Source organism: Micromonospora sp. CNB394 (genome assembly GCF_000374985.1).
In the GTDB taxonomy this organism is placed as follows: domain Bacteria; phylum Actinomycetota; class Actinomycetes; order Mycobacteriales; family Micromonosporaceae; genus Micromonospora; species Micromonospora marina.
Genome location: NZ_KB895831.1, coordinates 115,248 through 126,345, shown reverse-complemented (window position 1 = coordinate 126,345; position 11,098 = coordinate 115,248). Strand labels below are relative to the sequence as shown.

General features: G+C 72.4%; 11 protein-coding genes. All 11 read right to left on the bottom strand.

Annotated features, from left to right (window positions below; genetic code table 11):
* Positions 1-62 precede the first annotated feature (62 nt).
* A complete protein-coding gene (mnhG, locus tag C569_RS0111600; protein WP_026268025.1) occupies positions 63-398 on the bottom strand; it encodes a monovalent cation/H(+) antiporter subunit G in 336 nt (111 codons plus the stop codon).
* A gap of 120 nt (positions 399-518) precedes the next feature.
* The gene (locus C569_RS0111595) at positions 519-782 is read right to left on the bottom strand and encodes a monovalent cation/H+ antiporter complex subunit F (RefSeq protein ID WP_018785949.1); all 264 of its coding nucleotides are present in this window, start codon (positions 780-782) and stop codon (positions 519-521) included.
* Positions 779-1,426 (bottom strand): Na+/H+ antiporter subunit E, encoded by a 648-nt coding sequence (locus tag C569_RS0111590; protein WP_018785948.1) that lies wholly within the window; start codon positions 1,424-1,426, stop codon positions 779-781. The genes C569_RS0111595 and C569_RS0111590 overlap by 4 nt, the downstream gene beginning before the upstream one ends.
* A complete protein-coding gene (locus tag C569_RS0111585; RefSeq protein WP_018785947.1) occupies positions 1,423-2,928 on the bottom strand; it encodes a Na+/H+ antiporter subunit D in 1,506 nt (501 codons plus the stop codon). Before C569_RS0111585 ends, C569_RS0111590 begins: the two co-directional genes overlap by 4 nt.
* Positions 2,925-3,407 (bottom strand): Na(+)/H(+) antiporter subunit C, encoded by a 483-nt coding sequence (locus C569_RS0111580; RefSeq protein WP_026268024.1) that lies wholly within the window; start codon positions 3,405-3,407, stop codon positions 2,925-2,927. The genes C569_RS0111585 and C569_RS0111580 overlap by 4 nt, the downstream gene beginning before the upstream one ends.
* Entirely contained in the window at positions 3,404-6,235 is a 2,832-nt protein-coding gene (locus C569_RS0111575) for a Na+/H+ antiporter subunit A (protein ID WP_018785945.1), read from the bottom strand. The genes C569_RS0111580 and C569_RS0111575 overlap by 4 nt, the downstream gene beginning before the upstream one ends.
* Before the next feature lie 133 nt (positions 6,236-6,368).
* Positions 6,369-6,995 carry a universal stress protein gene (locus C569_RS30155; protein ID WP_155945530.1) on the bottom strand — a complete coding sequence of 209 codons (627 nt, stop codon included), beginning with the start codon at positions 6,993-6,995 and terminating at the stop codon, positions 6,369-6,371.
* A gap of 90 nt (positions 6,996-7,085) precedes the next feature.
* Positions 7,086-9,800, bottom strand: a complete 2,715-nt coding sequence (locus C569_RS0111565; RefSeq protein WP_018785943.1) for an HAD-IC family P-type ATPase — start codon at positions 9,798-9,800, stop codon at positions 7,086-7,088.
* A 264-nt stretch (positions 9,801-10,064) separates the two neighbouring features.
* Positions 10,065-10,430 carry a monovalent cation/H(+) antiporter subunit G gene (mnhG, locus tag C569_RS0111560; protein ID WP_018785942.1) on the bottom strand — a complete coding sequence of 122 codons (366 nt, stop codon included), beginning with the start codon at positions 10,428-10,430 and terminating at the stop codon, positions 10,065-10,067.
* Positions 10,427-10,684 carry a monovalent cation/H+ antiporter complex subunit F gene (locus C569_RS0111555; RefSeq protein ID WP_018785941.1) on the bottom strand — a complete coding sequence of 86 codons (258 nt, stop codon included), beginning with the start codon at positions 10,682-10,684 and terminating at the stop codon, positions 10,427-10,429. The genes mnhG (C569_RS0111560) and C569_RS0111555 overlap by 4 nt, the downstream gene beginning before the upstream one ends.
* Before the next feature lies 1 nt (position 10,685).
* On the bottom strand, positions 10,686-11,096 hold the full coding sequence (locus C569_RS0111550; protein WP_018785940.1) for a Na+/H+ antiporter subunit E: 411 nt from the start codon (positions 11,094-11,096) through the stop codon (positions 10,686-10,688).
* Positions 11,097-11,098 lie beyond the last annotated feature (2 nt).

Below are 11,098 nucleotides of genomic sequence, written 5' to 3'. Positions count from 1 at the left end.
TATTTTATCGGTACCCGCTGGACGTTCGCTGAGGGTGCCGGGAAGCCTCCCGCCCGTGCGCTTCAGCGTCCGGCCAGTTCGTCGGCGTCCAGCAGCGTCCGGTCGACCCGTCCGGAACGGTACGCGGCCCGGCCGATCATCTGCGCGGCCACCGGCGCGGTGGAGAGCTGGAAGATCGCCACCAGGACCAGCATGCCCAGGTCCGAGGGGGTACGCAGGCGCAGCGCCAACCCGGCCAGGAGCAGCAGGACGCCGAGAACCTGCGGCTTGGTGGCCGTGTGTATCCGGTCCAGTACGTTCGGGAACCGGACCAGCCCGATGCCGGCGACCAGGCCGAGCGTCGCCCCGGCCAGCAGCAGGAATCCCCCCACCCAGTCCGCAAGGGTGCTCGCGCTCACGCTGATCCTTCTTCCGTTCGCGACTGCGGGGCTCGCAAGACCGGCTCACTCCTCGCGCTCACGCTGAGCCCCCTTCCGTTCGCGACTGCGGGGCTCGCAAGACCGGCTCACTCCTCGCGCTCACGCTTCGGCCCGGACCGCGAAGCGCACCAGCGACACCGAGCCGACGAAGCCGAGCAGGGAGAGCACCACCAGCACGGGCAGCGTGGTGGCGTGCCGATTCACAGCGGCCTCCGCCCCCACCCCGGCGAGCATCGCCGTCAGCAGCAGGTCGGCGCCGACGACGCGGTCGAGCAGGGACGGGCCACGGTAGATCCGGGCCATGGCGAGCAGCGCGGTGGCCGAGAGCAGCACGGTCAGCGCGACGGCGAGCAGAGCGGTCACGGGTTCCTCCGTTCGGTGGGTTCGAGGTCGAGCCGGCGTACCTCGTCGGCAGATCCGATGGCGCGGACGATGCGCCGTTCGACGGCGAGCACGCGCTCACGGCTGGCGGTCAGGTCGCCGGGTCCACGCACGTCGAGCACGTGCACGTAGAGCACGCCCCGGGCCCGGTCGATGTCGAGGATCAGCGTGCCCGGCACCAGCGAGATCACCTCGGCGGTGAGCGCCAGGTTGAGGTCGGTGCGCACGCGCAACGGCACCGCGATGATCGCGCCGCGCGGGCGGTAGCCGAAGTGCAGCGCCACGGCGGCGACGTGCAGGCTGGCGCTGACCAGCTCGGCCACGAAGGTGGCCAGGAACACCAGCAGCGCCCGGGGGCGGAACCGGCCGCCGAAGGTGACCGGCGGCAGCGGGAAGAACAGCAGCACGGCGGTGCCGACCACCAGGCCGGCGGCCAGGTTGCCCCAGGACACGTCGCCCCACAGCAGCATCCAGGCGGCGACCAGCCAGCCGAGCGCGAGCGCCTGGTCCCGCCACCGCCCGACCCGGCTGACTGCCGGCGCCGGCGCGTCCGCGGCGGGCGCCGCCGGGGGTACGCCCGACGGCTCCCCGGGGACGCCCCCGCCCGGGGGCGGGCCGTCGGTCACGGCACGTCCCGGGGCAGGACCGCCCGCACGTACGGGGTGCGCTCGCGCAGGTCGGTGGCCGCGTCAGCGGTGACCTGGAACAGCGGCCCGGCCAGCAGCGTGAACAGCACGCCCAGCGCGACCAGGGCGGTGGTCGCGCCGACCATCAGTCCGGGCAGCCGGGCCGGCGGGGTGGCGGTGGCCAGCCGGGGCGCCCGCCAGAACGCGATGTTCCACACCCGGGACGCCGCGTAGAGCGTCAGGAGGCTGGTCAGCGTGCCGGCCGCGACCAGCACGGCGGGCAGCACCCCGCCGGCCGCCACGCCGGCCTGGAGCAGGCCGAGCTTGCCGAGGAAGCCGGAGAACGGCGGGATGCCGGCGAGGTTCATCGCCGGGACGAAGAAGAGCACGCCGAGCATCGGAGCGATCCGCGCCAGCCCGCCGACACGGCGCAGGTCGGTGCTGCCCGCGCGTTCCTCGACCAGGCCGGCGACCAGGAACAGCGTGGTCTGGATGGTGATGTGGTGCACCACGTAGAAGATCGCCCCGGACAGGCCGGCGACGCTGCTCAGCGCCACCCCGAAGATCATGTAGCCGATGTGGCTGACCAGTGTGAAGGAGAGCAGCCGTTTCAGGTCCGACTGGGCGACCGCGCCGAGGATGCCGACCACCATGGTCAGTCCGGCCACCACCATCAGCAGCGTGGCGACCTGGCCGCCGGGGAACAGCAGCGTCTCGGTGCGGATGATCGCGTAGACGCCGACCTTGGTGAGCAGGCCGGCGAAGACCGCGGTGACCGGGGCGGGCGCGGTCGGGTAGCTGTCCGGCAGCCACGCCGACAGCGGGAACACCGCCGCCTTGATCCCGAACGCGAGCAGCAGCGTCAGTTGCAGCGTCAGGCGTACGCCCGACGGCAGCGCGTCCAGCCGGCCGGCGAGCTGCGCCATGTTCAGCGTTCCGGTCGCCGCGTACACCAGCCCCACGGCGGACAGGAACAGCAGCGACGACAGGATGCTGACCACCACGTACGTCGATCCGGTCCGCAACCGCACCTCGGTGCCGCCGAGCGTGATCAGCACGAAGCTCGCGGCCAGCAGGATCTCGAAGCCGACGAACAGGTTGAACAGGTCCCCGGCCAGGAAGGCGTTCGTCACGCCCGCGGTCAGCACCAGGTAGGTGGGGTGGAAGATGCTCACCGGCGCGGTCTCCCCGGTCTCCGCCCGGCCCTGGCCGATCGAGTAGAGCAGCACGCACAGCGTCACCGCCGACGACACCAGCACCATCAGCGCCGCCAGCTGGTCCGCCACCAGCACGATGCCCACCGGCGCAGGCCAGCCGCCCACCCGCACCACCACCGGCCCGAACCGGTACGACTGCACCAGCAGCACCGCCGCGACCACCAGGACGCTGCCCAGGCAGAGCACGCTCACCGAGCGCTGCAGCTGGGGCCGCCCGGACAGCAGGAGGGTGAGTGCCGCGCCGAGCAGCGGCACCACCACCGGCAGCGGCACCAGGGCACTCATGGACTTTTCCCGTCGCGGCGCAACCGTCGTCGGGCCGGTTCCGGATCCACCTGCTCCGGGTCGCCGCCCGGGCCCTCGCCGCCGAGGTCCGCCGTGGACACCTCATTGCTCTCGGCGAGCCGGACGATGTATCGGTCCTCCAGGTCGTCCTGCACCTCGTCGTCGCCGCTGGTGTACCAACTCCGGTAGGCGACAGCGAGCAGGAACGCGGTCAACCCGAGCATGATCACCACGGCGGTGAGCACCATGGCCTGCGGCAGCGCGTCGCTCATCGCGCCCGGCGGGGTGGACCCCGCGAACGGCGCCGCGCCGGCCCGACCGCCGAGCAGGATGAGCAGGTTCACGCCGTTGCCGAGCAGGATGATGCCGAGCAGGATCCGGGTCAGGCTGCGTTCCAGCAACAGCGTGACCCCGGCGGCGACGAGCACCCCGACCGCCAGCACCAGCACCAGCGTCGGCCCGGCCGCTCCCCTCATCATGAGGACTCCCGCTGGACCACCAGGCCGCGCCCCGCCTCACCCGCGGCCTCCACGTGCCGGTCCACCTCGGCGCCCAGGCTCCGCAGGATGTCCAGCACCAGCCCGACCACCACCAGGTAGACGCCGATGTCGAAGAACAGCGACGTGACCAGGTAGAAGTCGCCGACCACGGGCAGCCACAGGTTGACCTTGACGCTCTGGAGCACCTCGCCGGTGAGCGCCAGACCGAGCACCCCGCTGCCCACCGAGATGCCCAGGCCCGCGCCGAGCACCGTGCCGGCTCCGACCGGCGCCGCCTCGGCCAGCTCGTACCGGCCGCCGGCCAAGTACCGCAGGGCCAGCGCGAGGCCGGCGACGAGCCCGCCGGAGAAGCCACCGCCGGGGGCGTTGTGCCCGGAGAACAGCAGGAACAGCGAGAAGATCAGCACGGTGTGGAAGATCAGCCGGGTGACCACCTCGAACACGATCGAACGCCGCCGTTCCGGCAGCGTCTGCCCGCCACGCAACCACACCGTGCGCCGGTCGCCGGCGCGCAGCGCGGCCGGCTGGGGACGGCGGGGACGCGGCCCGGTGCGGGAACGCTCGTAGATCAGGCTGGCCACACCGGTCGCGGTCACCACGAGCACCGAGATCTCCCCCATCGTGTCCCAGGCCCGGATGTCCACCAGCGTCACGTTCACGACGTTGCGGCCGTACCCCTCGGCCACGGAGAGATCGGGGAACTCCGCGGAGATCGACGGTGCCCGCCGCGCACCGGCCGCGGCCAGCGCCAGACCCGCCATCACCACCCCGGCGGCGACGCCGATGCCGCGCCGCACCCAGCGGCTGCGGCGCAGCGGGCGGGCCGAGAAGCGTTCCGGCAGCCGCCGCAACACCAGCACGAACACCGCGATCGTGGCGGTCTCCACCAGGAACTGGGTGAGCGCCACGTCCGGCGCGCCGTAGAGGACGAACATCATCGCGGTGCCGTAGCCGGTCACGCCGACGAGCAGCATCGCGGTGAGCCGGCGGCGCGCGCCGACCGCCAGCAGCGCGGCGACCGCGATCACCACGCAGACCACGAGCTGGGCCGGGTTGTCCCAGGCCGCCAGCTCGACCCGCCAGGGCGCGGTGGCGATCATCGCCCCGCCCGGCACGACCACCAGCGCGAGCAGCACGGTGCCGAGGTACTGCGGCAGCGAACCGCGCTGGGTGGCGCCGGTGACCTCGATGGCGAGCCGGTCGAAGCGGTGCGTCACCCACTCGTACCCCTGGTTGCCGCTCACCGGCGAGCGCAGCCGGGCCAGCGCGGGCGCCAGCGGACCGCGGACCAGGTGCAGCACCACACCGCCGGCCAGCACGAGGGCGGACAGGCCGAGCGCCGCCGTGGGTCCGTGCCACAGCGCCAGGTGCTCCTCGACCGGCCCGAACAGCTCGGCGTACGGCTCGAACAGGCCGCTCAGCCACCCGGCGGCCGGACCGGCGGCGAGCCCGGCCACGGCGAGCAGCGCCGGGGGTACGAGCATCGCGGCGGGCGGCCGGGCCGGCGGTGTGTCCGGCACGCCGGGCCGGGCGGCGAACGCACCCCAGAGGAACCGGATGCTGTACGCGACGGTGAGCGCGCTGCCGACCACCAGCACGGCCAGCACCAGTGGATCGCCGGTGAACGCGGCGAGCGCGGCCTCCTTCGCGACGAACCCGACCAGCGGCGGCACCCCGGCCATCGAGGCGGCGGCCAGGGTGGCGACTGTGGCCAGCACCGGCGCGGCCCGTCCCACCCCGGACAGCTCCCGCAGGTCACGGGTGCCGGCCTCGTGGTCGAGGATGCCGACGACCAGGAACAGCGCCGCCTTGAACAGGGCGTGTGCCGCCAGCATCGCCACGCCGGCCAGCGCCGCCTTCGGGGTGCCCGCGCCGAACACCACGGCGAGCAGGCCGAGCTGGCTGACCGTCCCGTACGCCAGCAGCAGCTTCAGGTCGGTCTGCCGCAGCGCCGCCCACCCGCCGATGACGAGCGTGACCAGTCCGGCCACCACGGTGACCGGCCGCCACCCGCCGGCCGGGGCGAGCACCGGGCCGAGCAGTCCGATGAGGAAGACGCCGGCCTTCACCATCGCCGCCGCGTGCAGGTACGCGCTCACCGGCGTCGGGGCGGCCATCGCCACCGGCAGCCAGGCGTTGAACGGGAACACCGCCGACTTCGTCAGCGCCCCGGTGAGGATGAGCAGCACCGCGACGGTCAGGTACCCGCCGCCGGGCAACGGCGTCGAGGTCACCTCCGACCACCGGTAGCCCCCGGCGTGGTGGCCGAGCAGCAGGAACCCGACGAGCATGGCCAGCCCGCCCAGCGTGGTCACGATGAGCGCCTGCGCGGCGGCCCACCGGCTGGACCGGCGTTCGGTGCTGTGCCCGATGAGCAGGTAGGAGAAGACGGTGGTCAGTTCCCAGAACACGTAGAGCAGCAGCAGGTTGTCGGAGACGACGAGGCCGAGCATCGCCCCGGCGAAGGCGACCATGACGGCGGCGAACCGGGCCAGCCCGGTGGACCCGGGCCGGAAGTAGCGGGCGGAGTAGACCAGCACCAGCGCGCCGACGCCGCCGACGAGCAACAGCATCAGCCAGGACAGCGTCGTGACCCGCAGCGCCACGTCGAGCTGGAGCTGCGAGATCCAGGGGTACGTCTCGACCACCTCGCCGCCGTCGCGTACCACAGCGGTGTGCGCCGCCGCCCAGACCGCCGTGGCGGCCGGGGCGAGCGCGAGCAGCAGGCATGCGCGCGGACCCCACCGGCGGACGAGCAACGGGGCGAGCAGCGCCGCCACCAGGTGCACGATCAGCAGGACGAGCACGCGTACTCCCGGTCGAGGTGACAGCGCGCCGGAACACGCTGCGGGTACGACCGATCAGACGCCACTTCCCCACCCAGCCGGGCCGTTTTCCGCAAAACCCACCCCGCACGGCGGTCATCCGGCCCCGTCCCGCTCAGCGGTCCGGGAGGCTGCCCAGCAGCAGCGCCCGGGAGGACCGGCGGGTGAGTTCCTCCGCCACGCTGCCCAGCAGCCGGTCCCGGATCCCGTGGCCGTGCCGGCCGACCACCAGGAGGTCGACGTCGTGCGCCTCCGCCACCGTCAGCAACGCGTCCACCGGATGTCCCCGCACCAGCTCGACGGTCGGCGCCGGCAGGCCCGAGGGCAGGGCCTCAGCCCGCTCCTCGAGAAGCCGGCGGGCTTCCCGTGACTCGGCCGCCTGGTCCTCGCCTACCGAGTCCGGGCTGGTCACGGTGACCAGGACCAGATGACTGGCGGTGTGGCCGAGCGTCCGGGCGACTGCGCGCAGCGCACGGTCGGCCTCGGCGGATCCGTCCACGCCTATCGCGACGCGCAGTCCACTGCCCTCCCGGGACGAGGGCCGGTGCATCACGTCGACCACCGCCGGCCGGGCGCGGCCCCGTTCCACAGCGATCGGGATGAACAGCGGGCCGAGCAGCCCACCCACGAGATACCACGAGAGGTGGGGATGGCCACCCCGGATCACGAACCAGCCCGCGGTGAGCAGGCCGACGGTCAGCCACAGGACGGCCACCAGGAGAACCCACCACCAGGAAGTCACGGCCCGCTCCGGGCCGGCGACGATGCCGGAGTCATGTCCGTTACTACCCGGGTCGCCGACGGCTAGGCCACTTGACCGCCGCCGGCCGGGTCACACCAGATGCCGCCGTAGCCGCTTGTCCACCGCCACCACCAGCGCGGCGGCGGCACTGACCGCCAGGATTCGCAGCCACGCCCCACCTGACAGCGGCGCCGTGCCGAAGATCCGGTTCATGACGGGCACGTAGGTGATGGCGAGTTGGCCGGCCGCCTGCGCCAGGACGCCCAGCAGGATCCACCGGTTGGACATCAGACCGGTGCGCCAGACCGGCCGGCTGAGCGTCCGGCAGCTGAACAGGTAGAAGATCTCCACCACGACGAACAGGTTGAGCGCGGCCGTACGCGCCTCGGCGACCGGCTGCCCGGTCTGCTGCTCCCAATGGAAGATCCACGAGGCGCCGGCCACGAGGAGCGCCGCCACCAGGAACACCCGCACGATCAGAGGGCGGGTCAGCAGAGGGCGGGCGGGATCACGGGGCGGCCGCCGCATGAGGCCCGCCTCCTTCGGCTCGAAGGCGAGCATCAGGCCGAGGAACACGGCGGTGGTCATGTTGATCCACAGGATCTGAGTCGGCAGCAGCGGCAGCGTGGCCCCGAGCACGATCGCCACGAGTACCACCAGGCCCTCGCCGAGGTTCGTCGGCAACGTCCAGACCAGGAACTTGGTCAGGTTGTCGAACACACCGCGGCCTTCCTCCACCGCGGCCTCGATGGTGGCGAAGTCGTCGTCCGTGAGCACCATGTCGGCGGCCTCCTTGGCCACCTCGGTGCCGGACCGGGCCATCGCGACGCCGATGTCGGCCTGCCTCAGGGCAGGAGCGTCATTGACGCCGTCGCCGGTGACCGCCACCACGTGCCCGCGCCCCTGGAGTGCCTCGACCAACCGCAGCTTCTGCTCCGGTGAGACCCGTGCGAACACGGCGGTCTCCTCCACCATCTCCGCGAACCGGCCGTCCGGCAGATCGCGCAGTTCCGCCCCGGTCAGCACCCGGTCGCGCTGGTCCGTTCCGAGCACCTTGAGCTGGGTGGCGATGGCTGAGGCGGTCGCCGCATGGTCGCCAGTGATCATCTTGACTCGGATGCCCGCTGAGTGACACGCCTCGACGGCCGAGGTGGCGGCGGCCCGAGGCGGGTCGAGCATGGCCTGCAGGCCGGTGAAGACCAGAGTGCCCGGCAACTCGTCCTCGCCGAACGCGCGCGTGACGCCGGGCGGACGCTCGGCGGTGGCCAGCACCCGCAGGCCCCGACCTGCCAGGTCCTCCGCCGCCCGCAGGATCCGCTTGTCGTCGAGCGGGTCAAGCGACCCGTCGGCGCGCATCGCGGCGTCGGACATGGCCACGATCCGTTCGACACTCCCCTTGACCAACCCGAACGGGCGACCCGTGTCGCGATCGTGGTGCAGAGTGGCCATGTACTGCCGTTCCGAACTGAAGGGAATCGTCTCGGACCGCGGATACCGCCGGACGACGTCGTCATGACCGAGTCCGCCCTTGGTGGCGACCACGAGCATCGCGGCTTCGGTGGGATCCCCGGTCAGCACCCACTCGCCGTCCCTGCGGCCGAGGCAGGCGTCGTTGCAGCCGGCGCCCGCGAGCAGACAGCGTTCCAGGGACTTGCTCGTGGCCGCCGTGACCCTCCTCTGCTCCTGGCCGGTCAGCTCGCCGTCCGGCGCGTATCCGGAGCCGGTGACCGCGTACTCGCCGTCGAGCGTCCAGACGGCACGTACCGTCATCTGGTTCTCGGTCAGGGTGCCGGTCTTGTCCGAACAGACCACCGTGGTGCTGCCGAGCGTCTCGATGGCGGGCAGTCGACGGACCACAGCGCGGCGGCGAGCCATCCGGGTCACCCCGATGGCCAGCGTGATGGTGACCGCCGCGGGCAGACCTTCCGGAATGGCGCCCACTGCGAGGGCGACCGCCGCGGTGAACGTCTCGACGGGCTCCTGACCCCGCAGCGTCCCCACGCCGAAGGTGGCCGCCGACAGCAGGAGGATGGAGATGGTGAGCACCTTGCTGAACCACCCCAGTTTGCGGGTCAACGGTGTGGCCAGAGCCTCCGCCGAACCCACAAGCCGATGGATCTGCCCGAGTTCGGTGCGGGCGCCGGTGGCGACCACGATGCCCCTGCCACCGCCGGCCGTGACCAGCGTGCCGGAGTAGGCCATGTTGCGGCGGTCGGACACCGGCGTCACGTCCGGCAGTTCCGCCTCGTCCTTGCTCACCGGGACTGATTCACCGGTCAACGCGGACTCGTCCACCCGCAGCCCGCCCGAGTGCACGACCCGGAGATCCGCCGGAACCTTGGCGCCCGGCTCCAACTCGACGAGGTCGCCGGGCACGAGTTCCTCGGAGCCGACCGACCGGGTCTCGCCGTCGCGGATCACCCGCGCCCCGGTGCGCACCATCGACCGGAGGCTGTCCAGCGCCGCTTCGGCCCGCGACTCCTGGACGAACCCCACGGTGGCGTTTATGAGCACCACCCCGAAGATCACAGCGGAGTCGACGTACTCCCGCAACGCGGCGGTGACCCCGGTCGCCGCGAGCAGCACGTAGATCAGGGGATGATGGAACTGCCCCAGGATCCGGCGCAGGACCCCGGGACCGCCCGCGGTCGGCAGCACGTTGGGGCCGTAACGGTCGCGGCGACGGGCGGCCTCGTCACCGCCGAGCCCTCGCTGCGGGTCGGTCTCGAGGAGGAGCACCACCTCGTGGGCCGACATCTCGTGGTGCGCCCCATCGCGCGGATCGGCCGTACCCTTCGAGTCCATCGGTCACCCCCGACCCCGACGCGGACCCGCCCGCCCAGACGTCGCCACGGACTCGGCATCCGAAGTATAGGCAGGTCAGCCGCGACAGAACCGGGAATCTGAACACCCTGCGCCCGGTGCGCCGGGCCGCGCTCGGCGCTGTTCACCGATCCGGCCGGCACGCCACCTGGTGTCCGGCGGCGACCGGATCTCCGTACTCCCGGCCGGTCGGCGGGCCGCTCATCCGAAGGCGACCGGCGACGGTGACGGCGGGCGATGCGACAGTCACGAGGCTTCCGGCTCTCCGGACGACGACGGCGGAGTCGGCCCACGGGCGCCGAGGTCGTCGCGCCGGGTGACCGGCGCGAGCGGCGTTCCCGCCCGGTAGGCGGCGCGGCCGAGAGCGTAGCCGCCGAGCGGGGCGGTGAACAGCTGCAACCCGATGGCGAGCAGCAGCACGACGCCGGTTCGCAGGCTCGGCATGAGCAGCAGGACGCCCAGCAGCACGCCTACCGCCCCCAGGCTGGCCGCCTTGGCGATCGCGTTCATCCGGTTGTAGGCGTCGGGCAACCGGACGAGTCCGACGGCACTCACGACGACCAGGCCCACCCCACCGAGGAGCAGGACCGATGCCAGCACCTGGCGGATCACGACCGGCCCCGGTCGAGGAGCCGGGCCAGCGAGACCGTCGCCAGGAAACCCACCAGAGTGCCGACGAGGACCAGATCCAGGATGGCGGGAATGTCGAGCCGGGCGGCGAGAACCGCGACGGCGGCGAGGACGTGGACGAACGCGAGGTCGAGCGCCGTAGCCCGGTCGGCGTCGGACGGGCCGATCACCAGCCGGCCGATGACCAGGATCATCGACAGTGCGAGTGCGACGAGCACGATGTCCAGAAGAAGCACGTCACCCCCGGTCGTTGTCTCCGGCCGGGCCGGACTGTCGCCCGTCGGCGGTGGCGGGGCGCAGAGCGGACAACAGCCGGTCCTCCAGAGTGGCGAGCCGGAGACGGAACGCCGTCTCGTCGTGAACGTGCATGCCGTGCACGAACATCGCCGGCGCGGGCCGGTCGATCGCGAGCGGCAGGGTGCCCGGCGTCAGACCGACGAAGAGCACCATCCACACGATCTCACCGTCGGTTCTCGCCCGTAGCGGGATCCGGACAATCGCCGGACACAGCCCGGAACCGGGCGTCACGATCTCCCGCACGACCACGAAGTTCGCCTGCACCAACTGGACAGCGAAGTACCCGGCGAAGCGCATGATCCGGAGAGTCCGCCGGAGCAGCCGCGACGGCAGGTCGGTCCCGCGCCTCATGT